Consider the following 19943-nt stretch of genomic DNA (forward strand, 5'->3'; position numbering starts at 1 on the left):
GCTTGTATTGTGGAAAACATAAATTTAAAGAATATATTTTAGTCATTCTTAAATAAGAAGAATAAAATAATTTATTTTACTCGTTTTAACGACGTTGGATATATTATCTGCTAGATGAGGTATTTATAATGCATTTCTGGACAATTACACCATGCGGAGGGGCTAAATGAAAAATGAACCATCGCAACAGAATAATGGACAATCAATGCCTTATCTTATTCCTGATGCAGACTTTAATGAAAAGTTGAAACTACCAGCTAAAAATATTGAACATACACTTCAGTTTATTACCCAAGGTGTAAAAGATATTGATTTAGAAGGTTTTGACACACCAATTGGATACCGTTTAGTTAAATCATTACATAAAGATCAATACAGACTTATCACCGCAGATAAAGAAAGTGAAACAGCCTACCTTGTTGAACTTAGATTTCGACAAGATATTGTTTATGGAAAAACAACGTGTACTCAAATAAAAGTTTGGCGATCCCGTATACCTAAACATCGTGATGCTATAAGAGAATTACCTCGTACTTTTTTCTGTAATCTTTTAAAAATTCATAATATTGTCGTTACTGATGAAGAGCAAACTTCTGATGGTAAAGGCTTTTGGATTGATATGATTTTATGGGCTTTTAGCAGAGGCCATTATATTTATGCCTCAGATGGAACGGAGGAAGATAGACCATTACACTTAATTAACAGTATTGAAGATTTTTACAATAACTGGGATGCTTTCTGCTGGGATAAAGATCGCGATACGCATACCCATCGGCTACTTATCATTAGCCAAGAAAAATTATCTCAATAATAAGTAATCTATCTCCTGATAACGCGTGAATAATGTTTATGCTTTAGGATAATCTGCACCAAAAAACTGATACCACACTAAATAAAACCCACACAACTTAAACGATTTATAAACCAACACAGAATTTTTCTTTTTTTTTATTTAACTCTTTTTATTCATTACTTTATCATCCTGTCAAAAATAAATACCTTTTTTATAAGTTAATGTTATTAAAATTAAATTTTTACTAATATTTAAATTAAGTCATAAAAATAGATATTTGGTCAATTTTTTATATTGGAAATAACTCATCTTAAATAAGATCTCTTTACCCTTATTTATCAACACCTTATTTTCAATCTAATAAAAAATTAATTTTAAATTAAAAACAATACGTTACCATTAAAAGATAACAATATTGAATGTCTTAAATAAACACATTCACAAATACAACAAACTTGTTTATTTTCTTTATAACCGATTCATATCCCTTAAGATTTTAGTTAAGAAGTAAAGTTTCAGATACCTCTTATCTTAAATACTTGTCGATTAAATAACACTATTAGTAACGTTTATTTGTCATCACCAGAATCATAGCAATGCCGTACTCGGAGTTATATTATGTTTTCAACCTATTTTCACCCTAGCGTTTTAGCAACCACGTTGTTTTCGCTTACGTTAACAACAACTGCTTTCGCTTCTGAAAATAATTCCCCTCCACATCAGATTATTACTAGAGAAAAACAGCAAACTACCAATAATGTATCTCAATCTAATAACGAAGAGAGTTATTGGGGGAAATTTAAGCGTAATGTCAATCAAACTTGGGATAACGACCAATATAATTACTATTTACCAGTATGGACTTGGCATAACCGTTTTACTTACGATAGAGAAAAAACTAATCGCTATAACGAAACGCCTTGGGGCTTTGGCATGGGGAAATATCGTTATGACAGTGATGGCGATTGGCACTCTCTTTATGCAATGGCATTTATGGATTCAAATAACCGGGTGCAGCCCATTATGGGCTATGGTTTTGAGAAAATGTGGTATCCCGGCGATAAAGACGGGTTCCGTATGGGGGCAGGATTTACACTGAGCATTACTGCGCGCCATGAATATGACTATATTCCGATGCCTCTTCCTTTGCCGTTAGTGTCTGTCGGTTATGGGCATCTTTCACTACAAGCAACCTATGTACCAGGTACTTATAACAACGGTAACGTGTTATTTGCTTGGTTACGTTGGCAGTGATCTATAAAAATACCAAAAGATATACTTAATAATATTTTGATAATATCCTGAGTATATCTTTATTTTAATACTGGCCGTTATAGCGCCAAGCATGAGTCAAAGCGGTACTAAATTCTAATTGACTCACTCTTTCTAATGCTGTTGTGAGTAGTTCTTCCCACTCTTTTTCAGAAAACTCATCAAATAAGCTATACATCATATCTATTTCATTTTGTTCACTTTCAATACTTCTTCTACGACTATTAAACAAAACTGAGTCATCATTTAAATTAAAGACACGAATTGATTCTTCTGCTTTAACTAAATCTTTATCTTTTAGGTTATCTTTAGCTCGAACCTTGCCTGTTGTTAAAAATAGAAAAAATCATTTGGATTATCTTCATCTGGCTTGATTAAGCTTTCAACATCATAGCTACCAGCACCATTATCTTTATATATTCCACACCTATTCCAACCACCTTTTTGGCTTGAATCACCGCAAGAACCGAAAAGATTACTCCATATAAAAGTAAGATTTGTATGAGAGTCACGTGTTCTAAAATGTTCAATATGCTTTCACTTTAAAGAACATTCACAGTAAGCACAAAAACCTTTTTGCATTACATCAAGTAATGCCCAAACACTCTCTTTATTAATTGTTTAATTATCTGCATAATTTCACCTGTAAGAAAACGGGAGTACGGATGTACTCCCGAATTTTACTCTTTACTTTCGCAACCCTAAATGTGAGCAATAAATTAGTGTCTGGCTAATCACCTGACAAGACATAATATGTCCTACGCTAAAGAGTCTATTAAGACTTATCGCACTATATATATTTCCACAACACACCAACTTACCATCAACTCAGTTTTTAAATATCTTGGCTTGCTTGAGCATTATCTGGTGTTTTCTTCATACGGGAAATCTTAAATCCAACCCACAAGAATGCAATCCAGAATGGCATTAAAATCACCGAAATATTCACTTGTGGCATAAATAAGATAATCACTAAAATCATGCATAAGAAAGCAAGGCAGATATAGTTACCATAAGGATACCAAAGCGCTTTAAAGAAAGGCTCTACACCCTCTTTGTTTTTTGCGGCTCTGAATTTTAAATTCGCCAAACAGATCATAATCCAGTTAAGCACTAACGTAGTAACAACCAATGCCATTAATAGCTCTAATGCCTGATCAGGTAATAAGTAGTTAACTAAAATACCCAATGAAGTCGCAATTGCGGACAAGAGTAGTGATACAACCGGCACACCGCGTTTATTAATGCGAGAAAGTGCATGTGGCGCATTACCTTGTTTTGCCAAACCATAGAGCATACGACTATTAGAATAAACACCGCTGTTATAAACAGATAATGCGGCTGTTAATACCACAGCGTTTAAAATATTTGCGATTAAGAAATTATCCAAATTATGGAAAATCAGGACAAATGGGCTTTCACCTTTTACTACTTGAGTCCAAGGATAAAGCGACAGTAGCACCAACAATGAGCCGATATAGAAAATTAAAATACGATAAACAACTTGGTTAGTCGCTTTCGGGATGCTGACTTTTGGATTTTCAGCTTCAGCCGCCGTGATCCCCACCAGCTCAAGCCCACCAAAAGAGAACATAACAATCGCCAATGCCGACATAAAGCCCGTAAAGCCATGAGGGAAGAAACCTAACTCCCATAAATTACTTACAGAAGCTTGAGGTCCACCATTACCGCTTGCCAGCAAGTAGCTCCCAAATAAAATCATCCCAACAATTGCTAATACTTTAATAATGGCAAACCAGAACTCGGTTTCACCATACATTTTAACGTTAATCAAATTGATTAAGTTGATTGCCACAAAGAAGATAGCAACGGAAACCCAGACAGGGATATCAGGCAACCAATAGTTAATGTATTTTCCTGCTGCAGTTAATTCTGCCATACCAACAAGAATAAACATCACCCAGTAATTCCAACCAGATAAGAAGCCGGCAAAAGGGCTCCAATATTTATTGGCAAAGTGACTAAACGAACCCGCAACTGGCTCTTCGGCAACCATTTCGCCCAACTGGCGCATGATCATAAACGCAATAAAACCACCAATAGCATATCCTAGTATTACTGATGGGCCAGTCATATTAATGGTTTGCGCTATACCAAGAAACAGACCAGCGCCGACAGCACCACCCAGCGCAATAAGCTGGATATGTCGATTTTTCAGACCGCGCTTAAGTTCTGTCTGTTGCGACTCTCTCGCCATACATCCTCTTCTCTTATTATTTTATCAACTTAACGTGTAAACTAATATTTACGATTTTGTTTATTTCAAGCCCCCATTAAAACACTAATCTGACTTGAATAACAAATACATTTTATGCTAGGCGAAAAATAATAAGAAAAGCGATTTTTTAGCTATGTTTGGAGGGGAATAATGTGGTAAACCGACAAAGACCTTGCTGAAAGTCTTCTCCGCGATCGCAAAAGTTATCTAAAGCCATAAGATAGAGACCTAAACTAATGGCTAATGCAATAATTAAACTAATAATTATTTTCTTTGCGTTCAATTTAAAATCCTTTAAATACATTTTGTTAGTATGATTAATAACATTATAAGCATTCGCTTAAATACGATAACAACACGGAGAGTTGTTGTTATAAAATTCGCAATCAATTATCTCTATGAGTGAATTTAGCATAACTTTCATAATGAAAGGTAAACGCTTCCTCGACAGAATTGAGATAATTTGCACTATTTTTCTCTAAACTGTCGGCAAAATGAACACTTTTTATTTTTATTACACATTTTGCCAATGATAAGAAATAGCTATCCATTAATATGGATTTCTCTGTCTGCCACTTTTTGTATAAGATTAGGGAGTTAATTTTGATTTTTACCTTAACTTCATTGATAAAATGGAACTGTAATGCCACAAGATAATCATCTCGCATTGGTTTGCGCGCTAAGTAAATGGATTGAGGAGCATTTAGGCCGTGTTATCCATCTTGAAGAGTTGGCGGCTTATTCTGGGTATTCTCTTTGGCACATGCAGAAAATCTTTAAAGAAGTCACAGGCACCTCTTTAGGAAAGTATATCCGTCAGCGTAGATTGGCTGGCGCTATTCATTTATTACGTACCAGTGAGCGCTCTATCTTTGATATCGCCCTCGATTTTGGCTTTGGTTCACAGTCTCACTTTACCTACATGTTCCGTAAAGAGTATGGCATTACGCCTTTCGACTTTCGGCAAAATCAAGAGATCGTATTAGAAACCAAACAACCCTTACATTTACAATCACCTTGTTGTGATTAACTCTTCTATTTATGTGACATTATACAGATAGCCCTTAATGTCACATAAATAATACTCAAGCTATGTGATGATAGACCGCTTCGCCCTTCCTTTATCATGATTGCTTTTATTTAATATGGGGATGCTAATGAGTATTAAGCTTATCGCTATTGATTTAGATGGAACCTTACTCAACAAACAACACGAAATCACGCCCGAAGTACACAATGCGGTTCAACGAGCAAAAGACGCTGGTGTTAAGATTGTGCTAGCTTCAGGACGCTCTTTTAATGGCATCTCCCCTTATTTAAAGATACTCGGTCTTGATACTTCTGATTGTTACTGTATTAGCAATAATGGAAGCCAAATTCATCAAGCAGATAATGGTGAAGTCATTATTCAGGATTTACTCAATTTTGAAGACTACCTCTATTTTGAAAATCTCGCTCGTGAGATAGGTGTTCATTTTCACGTCATTAGTGATAATAAAATTTACACTACTAATCGTCATATTAGCCATTTCACTTGCCAAGAAGCCTTCTTATCTTGGACACCTCTTTACTATCGCCCACTTAATGAAATGCAATCTGATATGTATTTTAGTAAATTTATGATTGTTGATGCGCCAGCTGTTTTAGATAACGCCATCCAATATTTACCTGCCAATATTTACGAACAATATAGCATATTACGTAGTGCCCCTTATTTTATTGAAGTACTAAATACTAATGTCAATAAAGGAAGTGCGGTTCAAAAAGTCGCTGAGCATTTAAAAATTACTCCAGAAAAAATTATGTGCATCGGTGATCAAGGTAATGATTTAGCAATGCTGAAATATGCTGCTTTAGGTGTTGCAATGGGAAACGCTCCTGATGAAGTGAAAAAAGTCGCCAAATTCGTCACACTTTCTAATGAAGAGCACGGTGTTGCAGTCGCTATCAATAAATTTATTTAAACACGATCTTTTTTGTGTTTTATCGTGAATGTCTACAAAATTATATAGCATTTGTGATCCTTAGCAGAGGATCACACTGCTTTTTGACCAAAAACATAGCCTTTTATTATTCTATAATTACTGTTAAATGAGCGTTAAATCTGCCTTTCTTCTTACATATCCTTCAGAATTTGTTACTATCAATTCACTTTTCGTTATTCAAACTGCATTTTTACAACATATTCAGCTATTAAATAGGCTAAGAGTAGAATAACAAATATAAATCATTAATATATTTTCTTCACAGACAGGTAGTTTTAGTTATGCTTTCTACAAAAGACATGCTCGTTCTTGGAATGATGGTTTTCGCACTCTTCCTCGGCGCTGGTAATATTATTTTCCCCCCAATGGCGGGTTTTCAATCAGGAAGCCTTTGGTTTAGCACATCCTTAGGTTTTCTTGTTACGGGTGTCTTACTTCCTTTTCTTACCTTAGTCATTGTTGCAATTCGAGGACGTGGTGAACGTCTCTCTGTTGATTTACCTTCATGGGTCGCTGTCATTTTCTGGGTTGCACTATATCTTATCGTAGGTTCTACTTTTGCGATGCCTCGTGTAACTAACACCGCTTATGAAATGGGCTTCCTGCCATTAGGTCTTATCGAGAAAAATACCGCAACACACCTAACTTTCGCGCTTGTTTTCAATATTACAAGTATGTTCTTCATGCTAAAACAAGGCACGATGATCAGCGCTATTGGTAAATTTATGACTCCAGCACTGTTAGTCTTGCTGGTTGTTGTTGGCATTGCCGTTGTGGCTAAACCTATTTCTCCTATTGGAGAGCCTACAGGTCTTTATGCTGTTAATGGTTTCTTCTCTGGCTTTATAGACGGTTACCAAACCATGGATGTCCTTTCTGCTATGGCATTCGGTGGTATCGTTGCGCGTGCGTTGTATACCAAAGGAATTACTGAACCACGCCAAATCGGTTTTATTACCGTAAAAGCAGGACTCATTTCCGTTTTACTGTTAGCTGCGCTTTATCTATGCCTGTTCTATTTAGGTGCCACTAGCCATTCTGTTTCTGTTTTTGCAGATCCTGCACTTAATGCCACAAATGGTGGTCAAATATTCTCTCGTTATGTTGATGCCTTATTTGGCTCTGTTGGTACTTGGCTAATGGGAGGGATTGTTTTATTAGCAAGTATGACCACTCTAGTGGGTGTAACAAGTGCTGCAGCTGACTATTTCGCGACATTCCATCACCGTTTAGGCTATCGCTTCTGGGTTGTTGTCTTTACATTAATGACCACAATTGTATCAACGTTTGGCCTTGATACTTTATTACGTGTGACCATTCCTGCGTTATTGATGATTTATCCAACATCAGTCACATTGGTATTACTGCAATTTATTCGTAACAAATTAAAATCACCGCGTTTTACCTATCGCTTTACTATTGCCATCATCGTATTAATGAGCCTTTTCGATACGTTGAAACAATTGAAATGGTTAAATGCTGATTTACTGCAATTATTTAGCTATATCCCGCTTTCTGATTATGGTCTAGGTTGGGTATTACCCGGTGCAATTGCATTCATAATTTCACTGTTTGTTAGCTTAAATCTTAAAGAAGAAAATCTTTCAGTAGAAAATACAGCAAAATAATTAGTATATAGCTCGTAACTTGTAGCGCTGATTGTAAGTTCAAAAAAAAGCGTCTTCCAACTTCTATAGTGGAGACGCTTTTTGCTTTTTGATCCCTTGTGTTTTTACTGTCAATTCATCAAAGGAAACTTTAAGTTCGGTATTTCTCAATCAAAGCCCTTAAAATAGCTTCTGATTGAGCATCAGGGATCCCATTGGCTTTCGCTGATCTAAAATGCATTTGGAAAGCCTTAACGACTTTTTGTGCATCATTATCTAATATGCCATCTGTTGGTGTTTGATAACCATATTGCTGTAATAGCTTTTGGAAGTTTGCAACATCAACTGGCTCAGAAGGATCTCTACCGGCTAAATAAGCTTGTACTAACTGTTTATCAGGCCAAGCACCTATTCCTTGATTTGCTAATCTTTCCCAAGGAAATAAAGGACCCGGATCAACTTTTCTTAAAGGCGCAATATCACTGTGGCCCAAAACGTTTTGAGGCTCGATATCATAGCGTTCAATAATATCTTTCATCACCATTGAAATAGTGACAATTTGATCTGCTGTATAAGAATACCAATATCTAAATTTTCCATTATCACGGTAGCCCAGATTAACAATCTCAATACCAATAGAACAATGATTTAAGCTTGTCGCATCTCCCCATTGACTAACACCTGCATGCCAAGCAATTTGTCTTTCATCTACTAATGAAATAACAACAGGTTTTCCATCAATAGTTGAGGGATGTGTTGGTATAAGATAATGGCTACTAACTCGCCCAGCAGTGAGAATCTTCAATGAACGCTCATCATCTAGCGCGGTATAATGCATGACTAAATATTTAACACAGTCGTTAGCATCCTGCTTATTAGGGATAACTTTAGCAATATAATCGCCTCGATCAATATACTCAGGTTGTTGAACGCAACTACTTAAGAGACTTACAGCAATAAGTAATCCAATGTAATACCGACTAGACTTCATTTCTGATCCTTGAGTTAATGTTCCCAAAGTTAAATTGTAATAAAAAAACCCATATTAAAAAATATAGGTTTCCCGTTTTAACTCTTTTTTTATATTCTTCAGTTATTGCTGACTTTTTCACATCTAACTAAAGGCTCATCAGGAATGATATTATTTTCCCAGATGCCATCTTCAATATCCGCTTGTAGCTCTGGATATTGGCGTATATCAAAAGTTGGCAATAAACCAGCTTGTCGTTGCTGGTTGTAATCTTTGACTAATTTTAATGCAACGCCTGAAAGTAATATAATGGCAATTAAATTTGTCATTGCCATTAATCCCATGGAGAGATCAGCCATTTTCCAAACAAGAGGCATATCTGCCAAAGCACCAAACATCACCATTGCTAATACAGCTGAGCGTAAAAGGAATAGCCCTGTTGTATGATTACGCCCAAGGAAAATCATATTACTTTCTGCATAAGCATAATTGGCAATAATCGAGGTAAAAGCAAAGAAGAAAATAGCAATAGCAATAAAGGTACTTCCCCAACCACCTACACTTGATGACAGCGCCAATTGCGTCAATTGAATGCCATTAATGCCTTCTGGATAACTATCGAGTACTCCTGATGACAAAATTATCACTGCTGTTGCACTACAGATAACCAACGTATCCATAAATACACCAAGCATTTGAATATAACCTTGAGAGGCAGGATGTGGCGGATAAGGTGTTGCAGAAGCGGCAGCATTAGGAGCCGATCCCATTCCGGCTTCGTTAGAGAATAAGCCCCGCTGAATACCTTGAGTCATTGCTTGGCTAATGCCGTAACCTATCGCACCGGCCGCAGCTTCTTGTAAACCAAAAGCGCTTTTAAAGATTAAAAGGAAAACATCAGGTAAACGTTCAATATGATCAGCAACAACCCAGAAGGCTAATAATAAATAAGCAGTTGCCATAATAGGAACAACTAGCTCTGCAACACGAGCAACCCAGCGTAGACCACCAAAAATAATAAATCCGCTAGTTATCACTAAAAAGATGCCAACATAAAATGGATCAAAATTAAAGGCTGATGCTGTTGCTTGCGCAATCGAATTGGCTTGAACCGCATTAAAAACTAAACCAAAAGCAATGATTAGGAAAATAGCGAAGAGAACGCCCATCCAGCGCATTTTTAATCCCTTCGTCATATAATAAGCAGGTCCCCCGCGATAATTACCCTCATCGTCTTTTGTCTTATAAAGCTGTGCTAGTGTGCTTTCAATTAAAGATGTTGCCATACCGATTAGAGCAACAACCCACATCCAAAAAATAGCACCAGGCCCTCCTGCCGTTAATGCAATGGCAACACCGGTTAAATTTCCGGTTCCTACACGCGCAGCTAAGCTTGTGCATAATGCCTGAAAGGAAGAGATCCCTGATTTATCTGACTTATGGCTATTTTTTAAAATAGAGAACATATGATTAAAATGTCGGATTTGTATAAACCCAGTACGGATAGTAAAATAAATACCGACTCCTAGAAGTAAGTAGATAAGGACATATCCCCATAAAATGCTATTTGCAAAGTTTATTAGCCCAGTCAAATTAATCCCCCTGTATAATAACGTATATAACTTATCCTTACATCGCTATTGAAATAAAAACGAATAAACACCGTGTAATTGAATCAATTAATGATCCAAGTATGTCTTTATGTAATATCAAAAATTGCTGTATAAAAAGCGAATTAAATGTAACACAAGATTGTGCGAAATGTATGTTTTTTGTTTATTTTTTTATATGTTAGTATTTGAATTTAATTATCTCATTAACTAAAACAAACAATATTACAAAATAAAAAATCAATACATATCATTAAGATAAATAAATATCTCTTAATCTTATTAACTCAAAAAAGAAAAGTTAATACTTTAATAATTAAGTTAATCAGTCATTTTAGAAAAAAAACATACAGCTCAAAAAAACATCAACAAATAACTTTCTTTATTATCTAAAATAAATTTAATAATGAAAAATAAAAACGATTCGTTAAAGTAATTTTTTTAATCTTGATTAATCATTATGATAATTAACATTTAAGAAATAAGCTTTTTATAATCATTAACAATAAAATCTTTGTATTACATAATCAATGAAGTGCTTTAATCTTAATAAGATTTTATAGTAAGACAAAAAGTATTTTTTATAACTTTCCTTATAAAATTATATAAATATTTAAATTTTAATATATCTTTTTGTCTGTCATCTGTACGAATATCATTGATTGGTATCCGTTCTCTTTTTTATTCACTTACTATTCATTAATAGCGCTCCTTTTTTTTAAGTACTAATTAAAGAGTATTAAATATTTATTTTATATTAATAAAAAAATGAAGAATCACGTAAGTTTACCTATTAACCATTTAGTTAATTTTATTTATACTATGTTTTTCCCTGGTGTTGTATTATTTTTCGCCCTGTTTCCCCAACAGGGCATTTTTTTATATCAATATTTCAACACCTTATCTTAACCCTCTATCAAGTAATATAAAACAAACACATAGCACACACACACCCAATGAATTAACAATATTTATCTATTTTTAATGCAAATTTCTTTGTTTTGTTCATTGATCTAAATCAAATTAAACATTATATTTATTTACTCTTTACAAAGGTAAACTATTTTTTAGTCTATTTTAAAATAGATTTAATTATGTGTATAAATGCGATTTTTATCATTTTCATTATTTAAATTACCTATAAAGTAGTATAACAATTAGTGAATATTTATTTTTCATTGTTATATTTAATGATACTGATTAAAAAATCATCTAAATAATACGGATGCTTTTTATCATTATATAATGACTAATATCTTTATTTACTTGCATTAATAAGCATGCTCTTTTACTTTATTCGTATTGTTATAGGGAGGAGAACGATGGGTTATAACCTTTCAGAATTAACACAAGAAGAAAAAAACAAAATAAATGTAAGCTTAGCCGCTTCAGGTGTTGCCTTTAAAGAGCGATATAATATGCCTGTTGTTGCTGACGCAGTTTTACGAGAACAGCCTCAAGCGCTTCACGCTTATTTTCAAGAAAGGCTAATGTTTTATCGAGCGAGAAGCCAACACTATTCTCGTTTACCTTATGAGCCTCAAGCGAAAAAATAATAGCACTTTCTTGATAAAATTTAATGACAAAAAAAGAGATAAACTTAAGTTTATCTCTTTTTTTCAATCTGTTAACAATGGAAACTATCACTTATTCATTATTTAGGTGAAACATAAGTGATGGTATTTTCGTCGCAATTAACTTGAACATTGTAACGAAGATCTGTTCTCGCTCCGCGAACATTCAATACCATCTGATAGTTATTATCCATCTTGATAACTTCGTTAGCATTGATACTTGCTACAGGTTTCGGACCCAACGCCTTTTTATCTTCTTGCCAACGGGGGAGACGATTCTGTAGATAATCATTCTTCACTCTAGTAACAAGTTGGTTGTTGTCTAAATTAACGCAACTCGCAAAAGGTGCAGAGCGTACAATATCTTTATTAACATTATCGACACTTTCTGCAGATGCCCCAAAAGAAACAGCAAGTAAAAGAGCTACACCAAGTATCCCTGTTTGACCTGCTAACTTGCTTAATTTCATATAACCTCCCGAAAATATCCCTTAAAACAGGATGTGTTTCCATTAAGCATAGCATAGGGTTAACAACATATTTGTGACATTTGTTAAAAAAATGTTTTATTCATTCTCATCATCAAATATGATAGAAACCGATTCACGCGTTGTGTGCTTTTCTCTTAATTCTTGAGCAACCAACTGAATAGCCTCTCCACTACTCATTCCCTCAGCCATAAGAGATTGAATTTTTTCTACTGCTTTTTGTTGTTCTTCGTGTGTTAATGTAGGCATTCCTAGAAACATAATGTTACTCTTATCTTTATCAACTTCTATTTTGTATTTACATGAATATAATCTTTTTGATTACAATTCATTGTGCGAATGATACAACATACTTTGTTTACATGGTCATAAGATGGATATGCAATTACAACAACGTGAGCTCATTTATACCCCAGATCTAGCACTACGGGTATTCTCTCCCATCGCTTCATTGCCTTGGTCTAGTTTACTTCATTCTGGCTTTGCCGAACATCCTCATAACCGTTTTGATATTATTGTCTCTGATCCTCTTGTAACTTTAGAAACACGCAAACAAACCACAACAATTAAAGAAAAAAATGGTGCGATCAGACGCTCTAAAAAAGATCCTTTTACACTGATCCAACAAGAACTAGAACAGTTTAGTTTTCATCCAGAATACAATGATTCATTGCCGTTCTTAGGTGGGGCTTTAGGTATTTGGAGTTATGACTTAGGCCGTCGTATTGAAAAACTACCTGAAAACGCTAAAAATGAACTCAATTTTGCAGATATGGCTATTGGAATTTATGATTGGGCATTAATTGTCGATCATGAATTAAAAAAAGCCACTTTAATTAGCTATGATAATATTGATGAGCGATTGCAGTGGCTAGAAAACCAAACGCCCACATTGATTGATACTCCATTTACCTTAACCACAGACTGGCAATCGAACATTAGCAATGCTGAATACAACGAAAAAATTGCTAAAATTCATCAATACTTACTTTCTGGTGATTGTTATCAAGTTAATTTAGCTCAACGTTTTTGTGCAAATTATACTGGTAGTGAATGGGCTGCATTTTTAACATTGAATCAAGCAAATAAAGCACCTTTTTCGTCTTTTATGTGTTTGCCCAATAATTTTGTATTAAGTGTTTCACCAGAGCGTTTTATTCATTTAGCTGATAATAAAATAGAAACACGCCCGATAAAAGGAACACTACCACGCAAAGTGCCCCCCGCAGAAGATGATGAACAAGCGTTACTGCTCCAAAGCTCACGTAAAGATCGCGCAGAAAATTTAATGATTGTTGATCTTATGCGTAATGATATTGGAAAAGTTGCCGTTACCGGTTCCGTTAAAGTACCAGAACTGTTTGTTGTTGAACGTTTTCCAGCAGTACACCATTTAGTCAGTACTATTACAGCACAACTTCCCTCACATCTAACAGCAACAGATTTATTAAGAGCTGCGTTTCCCGGCGGTTCAATCACTGGCGCACCTAAGATCCGAGCAATGGAAATCATTGAAGAATTAGAGCCACATCGCCGTCATGGATATTGTGGTGCCATCGGCTATATTAGTTTTTGTGGCACAATGGATACCAATATCAGCATCCGTACTTTATTGACAGAAAAAAATAAGATTTACTGTTGGGCGGGCGGCGGTATTGTTGCTGATAGTGTTGCTGAAAAAGAGTACCAAGAAACATTCGATAAACTTGGGCAAATATTAACTGTTTTAAGTGAGTCTACTATCGATGACACCCATTGATACTTTTATCAATCGTTTTCAACTCACATTACCTGATGATAGGGTAAATCAGCCACTCCATGCTCAAAAAACGGCAGCAGTATTGCTGCCGATTATCAATAAACCTAATCCAACCATATTATTAACGGAACGCGCATCAACATTACGCTCGCATGCAGGTCAAGTCGCTTTACCTGGTGGCAAACGAGATCCTGAAGATAATAATCTTATTGAAACCGCGCTCAGAGAAGCTCACGAAGAAGTCGCTATTCCACCCAATGCCGTTTCGGTGATTGGGCAATTACCACCATTGCAAAGTTCAAGTGGATATTTAGTTACTCCCATTGTGGGCGTGATCCCAGCAGGTTTATCTTTACGCCAAAACCCAGCTGAAGTCGCCTCTATCTTTGAAATGCCATTAAGTCATGTACTCAATGCACAACACTATCAACCACTCGATTTTCGCCGTTCAGGTGAAAATCATCGGATCTATTTTTATCCTTATGATGGACATCTTGTCTGGGGATTAACGGCGGCTATTTTACATAAACTTGCTTTACATATCACTTAAAGCGTTATTTTCTGTCCAGCTTGTGCTTTTTATCATCGCCTTCACAACTCTACTTAGCTATTTTAAAAAAATGTTGTAAACTACATCATTAACGGGACGATATAATCGTAAAAACGATCCCTTTACTATAAATAACTATATTTTATTCTTTTTTAACCCTCTCTCTTATTATTAAGGAGTCTGACGTGATTAGCGTTTTTGACATGTTTAAAGTGGGCATCGGACCCTCTAGCTCTCATACTGTAGGGCCAATGAAAGCGGGTAAAGAATTTGTCGATGATTTAGTCAACCAGGAATTGATTGCGTCTGTCACCCGTGTAGCTGTTGATGTTTACGGCTCCTTGTCTTTAACAGGCAAAGGTCACCACACTGATATTGCAATTATTATGGGCTTAGCTGGTAACGCACCTGCTACTGTCGATATTGACAGCATTCCCAGCTTTATTCGTAACGTTGAAGAAACTGGCAAACTATCATTAGCAAATGGCTTAAAAATTGTCGACTTCCCAGCAGAAAGTATGCATTTCAGTAATGACAACCTCTCATTGCATGAGAATGGTATGACTATTCATGCTTTTGCTGGCGACAAAGAAGTATATAGAAAAACTTACTACTCTATTGGTGGTGGTTTTATTGTTGATGAAGAAAACTTTGGTAAATCAACACTTAATAGTAAACCTGTTTCATACCCTTATGCTAGCGCCGAAGAGTTATTAAAGCACTGCAAAGAAACTGGTTTATCCATTTCTAGCTTAATGATGAAAAACGAGCTAGATCTGCACACTCAAGCTGAAATCAATGCCTATTTCGCTGATGTTTATAAAACAATGCAAGAATGTATTGAACATGGTTTAAATACAGAAGGCGTATTGCCAGGTCCATTACGTGTACCTCGCCGTGCGGCTGCATTAAATCGTTTATTAACATCAAGCAACAGCTTGTCAAACGATCCAATGAAAGTTGTTGATCTCATCAACATGTTTGCACTGGCTGTTAATGAAGAAAATGCAGCTGGTGGACGTGTTGTAACTGCACCAACTAATGGCGCATGTGGTATCGTGCCAGCAGTATTGGCTTACTACGATCGTTGTATCGAACCTGTGACACAAGAAATCTACTTACGCTATTTCTTAGCATCAGGTGCAATTGGTATTCTTTACAAAATGAATGCTTCTATTTCAGGTGCTGAAGTAGGTTGCCAAGGCGAAGTTGGTGTAGCTTGTTCAATGGCAGCTGCAGGTCTTGCTGAATTATTAGGTGGAAGTCCAGAGCAAGTCTGTATTGCCGCTGAAATCGGTATGGAACATAACCTCGGCTTAACATGCGACCCTGTTGCAGGACAAGTACAAGTTCCATGCATCGAGCGTAATGCCATTGCTTCGGTTAAAGCAGTTAATGCGGCACGTATGGCCATTCGTCGTACCAGCGAACCTCGAGTTTCTCTCGATAAAGTTATTGAAACCATGTATGAAACAGGTAAAGACATGAATGCTAAATATCGCGAAACATCACGCGGTGGTTTAGCAATAAAAGTACAATGTGACTAATTAACCTTGTTTTAGTTAAAAGCCATTCATTTTGAATGGCTTTTTTTATTACTAGAAATTTTATTTTTAATGATCACTTAACCTATAGATAATTAAAGAAAAACATAAGATTAATAATTAAATAAAAAATATTTTTTAAAAAAATCCACTTTTTATTTTTCTATATTTATAAAATATAGAACGTAAGATTAAATATAGACGCATTAAATATAGGCTTATTTAATATCCATTTAATATTTAAAAAAATTAAACTTATTATTTTTAGGTGTATTCCTCTTAATTTAAAAAATTAATTTTTCATTATAAATATAATTACAATCCATTGTTTATTATATGGTTAATATTTTATCACATTGAGAGTTATCATTTTTTTAACATTTTAAAAACGTTCCTTATATATTTAAAATCGCCAAAGTTAATAATGATAATTATTATCAATATCATCTTTGAAATATAATAAATAATATGTTGCCTTTCAGAAATAATATGTTATCTTCTGCATCAAGTCATTGGGGAGTAGCCTGTCTTAAAATAAAACTTAATTATTTTAAGAAGTCTGTATCAACATACTCGCTTATTTTTATTTAGCGTGGTGCAGATGCCGTAATACGGTTGGCAAGACCATAGACACATAATTGTACTTCTTTGGTTGGGGGTCAATTGTGTGTATATGGAAATACCCCAACCGAGGCTTTATTATGAGTTTCTACGCTACTATCATCCTTGCCCTTGCCCTTTCTATGGACGCATTTGCTGTTGCAGTCTGTAAAGGTGCCACATTACATAAACCTCGTTTTCGTGAAGCACTCCGCACTGGATTTATATTTGGTATTATTGAAGCCAGCACCCCCGTTATTGGTTGGGCATTAGGTTTATATACTAGCCAATATATTATTCAATGGGATCACTGGGTTGCTTTTGGATTACTATTTGTTCTTGGTAGTCGTATGATTTACCAAAGCGTAAAACGTGGTGATGAATGTCCTTGCGAAGAAGCCGCGCCACAACGCCATGGATCGCTCTCTTTAATAGCAACCGGTATTGCCACCAGCCTTGATGCAATGGCAATTGGTGTTGGTTTAGCATTCCTTCAAGTCAATATTGTTCATACTGCGATGACCATTGGCATGATGACGATGATCATGGCGACACTAGGTATGTTAATTGGGCGCTATATTGGCCCAGTGCTTGGGAAAAAAGCAGAAATTATTGGTGGGATCGTATTAATTGCTATCGGCTTTAATATTGTATTCGAACATCTTGAATTATTTATGTACGCAAAATAATCACCAATTTAACAGAACACAATAAAAAGCTTAGGTTTGAATATCATGCCTAAGCTTTTTTATTTACATTATAAATTGTTTATTGCTTTCGTTATTAAACATGACGTTGATAAACTCGAATTAAAAAATCCGTTTCACATACAAAACATTCACTTTCAGCTAATGACTGTTTCACTTCTTCACTTGCTTGCCATGCAAACGGCGTCATTTGTAATAAATCAAATGCCTGCTTACCGTTTAAATTCATCATATAAGCAACTTGATGCTCAGCCACTTTATTGAAACCATCAAATTGTTCTTCTTTTAATGGATGAAGATGTACTTCTGAATAAATCAGTGCTTTTAGCTGGTATAGGTGACGAGGCGCAGGAGTGACCGTAATAATATATCCATTATTTACAATGACTCTTGCTAATTCACCACTATTGCAAGGAGCATAAATACGAATAACAGCATTTAAAGAGGCATCACAAAAAGGTAAACGCTGACTTGAAGCCACACAAAAATGGATAGATGAATAACGTTTAGCTGCATATTTAATCGCAACTTTAGAAACATCTAAGCCATACACTTGAGGATTATGTAATTTTAGATTTTGATAAAACTGGTGGGTGTAATAGCCTTCACCGCAACCAATATCCAATACAACGCTATTATCCATCGGCAACAATGCTTGTAGTAAATCAGCTACTTTATCTCTCATTGGCTGATAAAAACCTGCATCTAAAAACTCACGGCGAGCATTTATCATTTCAGCGCTATCACCCGGCTCTTTTGAGCGTTTAAATTGCACTGGCAGCAAATTTACATACCCTTCTTTCGCGCAATCAAACTGATGATTATTTTCACATACCCAACTGTGAGCCCGAAGAGAAAGTGCCTGATTACATAATGGACATTGATAGGACATAGTAATATTTTTGTATAACCCCTAATAAAATTGAGAGAGATAATAACATACCTCTCTCAATCTTGCGGAAACCTTATTTTTATTTTTGAGACTGTTTTTATGCTCAGTGACTAAGTAAACATAATTTATCGATTTTTAAGTCCGTTTTAACTTTTCAGTATTAGCAATAAATAATGCGATAACTAGCAGTAAAATTGCGCCTGATTGGATTAAAGTATCCACAGAATCTTTGTGTTCAACAATAATCAAACGCACAATTGCAGTAATACCGATATAGATAAAATATCTAAGCGGGAAATGCCCACCAGATAAAAAATATTTAACAATAAGTGCAATAAACTCAAAATAAAGAAAATAGATCAAAATACCTTCTAGTAATTGATAAGATGACTCTTGTGCACCTAAATTAAATAATAATGAAGCAATTACATAAGTTTCTTTGATAAGAAAACTAACTAATACAATTGCTAAAATAAGCAATCCAATATTAAGCACCCACTGTAATATAGTGGCAATACATTTAAGTAAGTCTTCGCTTGATTTTCTCATATAAACTATAACCTAGTGAGATCATTCCATGGATGTGTAAAAAGAACAAAAATAGCTATTAGGCAATTGGCTAAATTTTAAAGGATTTACTCGTTCATAACACCATTTTTTTATCTTTTAGAGCTTAAAAACCCAAAATAATGATGCAATAATCGCAATATTTGCTTTTAAATTTCAACTTGTAAGCTAATTTACTTATACTGACTTTTAAGGGCTAATTTATTTAAAAGGTAGACTATGGCTAACAAATACCTTGTTGCAATTGATTTATTAGAAGATAACAGAATTCAACGAATGATTGCTGATATTCACTTCCTTGCCTCAAAACCAGAAAATTATTTCCATTTTATTACGGTTATGCCTAATTTACGCTCTTTAGAAGCTTATGGGCTTAATTGTGATTGCACTTCCGTTGTTGAGAAAAAGCAACAAGCTCTAATTTTGCTAACTGAAAAATTAGAACAATGTGTAAAACAACAATTTAACTTACCTAAAGAGCAATACCAGTGCCATGCTGTTATCGGCACACCTAATTATAATATTCTAGAATTAGCAGAAAAAGTGGATGCAGATACCATTATTATTGGTTCAAGCTCGCGTAATCAACGTAATATATTACTAGGATCTACTGCTGATTATATTGTGAATAATACGTCACGTTCAGTAATGGTTATACGTAAATAAAATCACTAGCCCCCTATCTTTTGGCAATAATGCTAGGTTGTTTATTGCCAAAAGTATTCTGCCATCCTTCGGATTATAAATAGCACTAAATGCACATTAATTTTTTCATATCAAAGAATT

21 protein-coding genes and 1 riboswitch are annotated in these 19943 nt (G+C 35.0%); of the genes, 11 read left to right on the top strand and 10 right to left on the bottom strand.

The window, feature by feature from the left end; genetic code table 11:
* The first annotated feature begins 166 nt into the window (after positions 1–166).
* A complete protein-coding gene (locus LW139_RS12500) occupies positions 167–811 on the top strand; it encodes a hypothetical protein (RefSeq protein WP_227335530.1) in 645 nt (214 codons plus the stop codon).
* Between the two features lie 600 nt (positions 812–1411).
* Positions 1412–2047 (top strand): lipid IV(A) palmitoyltransferase PagP, encoded by a 636-nt coding sequence (gene pagP / locus LW139_RS12505; RefSeq protein ID WP_247850026.1) that lies wholly within the window; start codon positions 1412–1414, stop codon positions 2045–2047.
* 64 nt (positions 2048–2111) lie between these two features.
* Here the strand turns inward: pagP and LW139_RS12510 are convergent, their stop codons facing one another.
* The 4 genes from LW139_RS12510 to mgrB form a co-directional block, all read right to left on the bottom strand.
* Complete coding sequence (locus LW139_RS12510; protein WP_166540579.1) at positions 2112–2297, bottom strand: hypothetical protein; 186 nt, start codon at positions 2295–2297, stop codon at positions 2112–2114.
* 98 nt (positions 2298–2395) lie between these two features.
* A complete protein-coding gene (locus LW139_RS20755; RefSeq protein WP_432652214.1) occupies positions 2396–2596 on the bottom strand; it encodes a retron system putative HNH endonuclease in 201 nt (66 codons plus the stop codon).
* Positions 2597–2900: 304 nt separating this feature from the next.
* Positions 2901–4283 carry an amino acid permease gene (locus LW139_RS12515; RefSeq protein ID WP_109407745.1) on the bottom strand — a complete coding sequence of 461 codons (1383 nt, stop codon included), beginning with the start codon at positions 4281–4283 and terminating at the stop codon, positions 2901–2903.
* A gap of 148 nt (positions 4284–4431) precedes the next feature.
* Positions 4432–4608: a PhoP/PhoQ regulator MgrB gene (mgrB, locus tag LW139_RS20650; RefSeq protein ID WP_227335537.1), complete on the bottom strand. Its 177-nt coding sequence runs from the start codon at positions 4606–4608 to the stop codon at positions 4432–4434.
* A 339-nt stretch (positions 4609–4947) separates the two neighbouring features.
* On the opposite strand from mgrB, the gene LW139_RS12525 reads away from it, so the two are divergent.
* From LW139_RS12525 to brnQ, 3 genes are all read left to right on the top strand, one after another.
* Positions 4948–5334 (top strand): helix-turn-helix domain-containing protein, encoded by a 387-nt coding sequence (locus LW139_RS12525; RefSeq protein ID WP_006533085.1) that lies wholly within the window; start codon positions 4948–4950, stop codon positions 5332–5334.
* 127 nt (positions 5335–5461) lie between these two features.
* The gene (gene yidA / locus LW139_RS12530) at positions 5462–6268 is read left to right on the top strand and encodes a sugar-phosphatase (RefSeq protein WP_166540582.1); all 807 of its coding nucleotides are present in this window, start codon (positions 5462–5464) and stop codon (positions 6266–6268) included.
* A gap of 302 nt (positions 6269–6570) precedes the next feature.
* The gene (brnQ, locus tag LW139_RS12535; protein ID WP_109407747.1) at positions 6571–7917 is read left to right on the top strand and encodes a branched-chain amino acid transport system II carrier protein; all 1347 of its coding nucleotides are present in this window, start codon (positions 6571–6573) and stop codon (positions 7915–7917) included.
* Between the two features lie 130 nt (positions 7918–8047).
* On the opposite strand, the gene LW139_RS12540 is transcribed toward brnQ, so the two are convergent.
* Positions 8048–8887, bottom strand: coding sequence for an N-acetylmuramoyl-L-alanine amidase (locus tag LW139_RS12540; RefSeq protein WP_247850027.1), 840 nt, complete (start codon positions 8885–8887; stop codon positions 8048–8050).
* 98 nt (positions 8888–8985) lie between these two features.
* Positions 8986–10458, bottom strand: a complete 1473-nt coding sequence (locus LW139_RS12545) for an alanine/glycine:cation symporter family protein (RefSeq protein ID WP_227335552.1) — start codon at positions 10456–10458, stop codon at positions 8986–8988.
* Positions 10459–11798: 1340 nt separating this feature from the next.
* Between LW139_RS12545 and LW139_RS12550 the strand changes: the two genes are divergently transcribed.
* Positions 11799–12032 (top strand): DNA polymerase III subunit theta, encoded by a 234-nt coding sequence (locus LW139_RS12550; protein ID WP_247850028.1) that lies wholly within the window; start codon positions 11799–11801, stop codon positions 12030–12032.
* A gap of 98 nt (positions 12033–12130) precedes the next feature.
* Here LW139_RS12550 and yebF read toward each other — a convergent pair whose 3' ends face one another.
* Both yebF and LW139_RS12560 read right to left on the bottom strand, forming a co-directional pair.
* Entirely contained in the window at positions 12131–12520 is a 390-nt protein-coding gene (yebF, locus tag LW139_RS12555; RefSeq protein ID WP_166540584.1) for a protein YebF, read from the bottom strand.
* A 96-nt stretch (positions 12521–12616) separates the two neighbouring features.
* Positions 12617–12799, bottom strand: coding sequence for a YoaH family protein (locus tag LW139_RS12560; protein ID WP_072068479.1), 183 nt, complete (start codon positions 12797–12799; stop codon positions 12617–12619).
* A 112-nt stretch (positions 12800–12911) separates the two neighbouring features.
* Between LW139_RS12560 and pabB the strand changes: the two genes are divergently transcribed.
* From pabB to mntP, 4 genes are all read left to right on the top strand, one after another.
* Positions 12912–14297: an aminodeoxychorismate synthase component 1 gene (pabB, locus tag LW139_RS12565; protein WP_247850029.1), complete on the top strand. Its 1386-nt coding sequence runs from the start codon at positions 12912–12914 to the stop codon at positions 14295–14297.
* The gene (locus LW139_RS12570) at positions 14284–14847 is read left to right on the top strand and encodes a CoA pyrophosphatase (RefSeq protein ID WP_166540586.1); all 564 of its coding nucleotides are present in this window, start codon (positions 14284–14286) and stop codon (positions 14845–14847) included. The genes pabB and LW139_RS12570 overlap by 14 nt, the downstream gene beginning before the upstream one ends.
* A 185-nt stretch (positions 14848–15032) precedes the next feature.
* Positions 15033–16394 (top strand): L-serine ammonia-lyase, encoded by a 1362-nt coding sequence (locus LW139_RS12575; protein WP_166540587.1) that lies wholly within the window; start codon positions 15033–15035, stop codon positions 16392–16394.
* A 499-nt stretch (positions 16395–16893) separates the two neighbouring features.
* Positions 16894–17033: riboswitch (yybP-ykoY riboswitch) on the top strand.
* A 59-nt stretch (positions 17034–17092) separates the two neighbouring features.
* A complete protein-coding gene (gene mntP / locus LW139_RS12580) occupies positions 17093–17680 on the top strand; it encodes a manganese efflux pump MntP (RefSeq protein ID WP_109407755.1) in 588 nt (195 codons plus the stop codon).
* A gap of 94 nt (positions 17681–17774) precedes the next feature.
* Here mntP and rlmA read toward each other — a convergent pair whose 3' ends face one another.
* Complete coding sequence (rlmA, locus tag LW139_RS12585; protein ID WP_247850030.1) at positions 17775–18590, bottom strand: 23S rRNA (guanine(745)-N(1))-methyltransferase; 816 nt, start codon at positions 18588–18590, stop codon at positions 17775–17777.
* Positions 18591–18725: 135 nt separating this feature from the next.
* Positions 18726–19139, bottom strand: a complete 414-nt coding sequence (gene psiE, locus LW139_RS12590; protein ID WP_072068485.1) for a phosphate-starvation-inducible protein PsiE — start codon at positions 19137–19139, stop codon at positions 18726–18728.
* A 237-nt stretch (positions 19140–19376) separates the two neighbouring features.
* Between psiE and LW139_RS12595 the strand changes: the two genes are divergently transcribed.
* The gene (locus tag LW139_RS12595; protein WP_109407757.1) at positions 19377–19823 is read left to right on the top strand and encodes a universal stress protein; all 447 of its coding nucleotides are present in this window, start codon (positions 19377–19379) and stop codon (positions 19821–19823) included.
* Positions 19824–19943: the final 120 nt, after the last annotated feature.

This window comes from Proteus vulgaris, assembly GCF_023100685.1.
In the GTDB taxonomy this organism is placed as follows: Bacteria; Pseudomonadota; Gammaproteobacteria; order Enterobacterales; family Enterobacteriaceae; genus Proteus.

Coding starts and splice junctions, on each gene's coding strand:
- LW139_RS12500 (WP_227335530.1), top strand. CDS start 167: ATGAAAAATGAACCATCGCAACAGAATAATGGACAATCAATGCCTTAT.
- pagP (WP_247850026.1), top strand. CDS start 1,412: ATGTTTTCAACCTATTTTCACCCTAGCGTTTTAGCAACCACGTTGTTT.
- LW139_RS12515 (WP_109407745.1), bottom strand. CDS start 4,283: ATGGCGAGAGAGTCGCAACAGACAGAACTTAAGCGCGGTCTGAAAAAT.
- mgrB (WP_227335537.1), bottom strand. CDS start 4,608: ATGTATTTAAAGGATTTTAAATTGAACGCAAAGAAAATAATTATTAGT.
- LW139_RS12525 (WP_006533085.1), top strand. CDS start 4,948: ATGCCACAAGATAATCATCTCGCATTGGTTTGCGCGCTAAGTAAATGG.
- yidA (WP_166540582.1), top strand. CDS start 5,462: ATGAGTATTAAGCTTATCGCTATTGATTTAGATGGAACCTTACTCAAC.
- brnQ (WP_109407747.1), top strand. CDS start 6,571: ATGCTTTCTACAAAAGACATGCTCGTTCTTGGAATGATGGTTTTCGCA.
- LW139_RS12540 (WP_247850027.1), bottom strand. CDS start 8,887: ATGAAGTCTAGTCGGTATTACATTGGATTACTTATTGCTGTAAGTCTC.
- LW139_RS12550 (WP_247850028.1), top strand. CDS start 11,799: ATGGGTTATAACCTTTCAGAATTAACACAAGAAGAAAAAAACAAAATA.
- yebF (WP_166540584.1), bottom strand. CDS start 12,520: ATGAAATTAAGCAAGTTAGCAGGTCAAACAGGGATACTTGGTGTAGCT.
- LW139_RS12560 (WP_072068479.1), bottom strand. CDS start 12,799: ATGTTTCTAGGAATGCCTACATTAACACACGAAGAACAACAAAAAGCA.
- pabB (WP_247850029.1), top strand. CDS start 12,912: ATGGATATGCAATTACAACAACGTGAGCTCATTTATACCCCAGATCTA.
- LW139_RS12570 (WP_166540586.1), top strand. CDS start 14,284: ATGACACCCATTGATACTTTTATCAATCGTTTTCAACTCACATTACCT.
- mntP (WP_109407755.1), top strand. CDS start 17,093: ATGAGTTTCTACGCTACTATCATCCTTGCCCTTGCCCTTTCTATGGAC.
- rlmA (WP_247850030.1), bottom strand. CDS start 18,590: ATGTCCTATCAATGTCCATTATGTAATCAGGCACTTTCTCTTCGGGCT.
- psiE (WP_072068485.1), bottom strand. CDS start 19,139: ATGAGAAAATCAAGCGAAGACTTACTTAAATGTATTGCCACTATATTA.
- LW139_RS12595 (WP_109407757.1), top strand. CDS start 19,377: ATGGCTAACAAATACCTTGTTGCAATTGATTTATTAGAAGATAACAGA.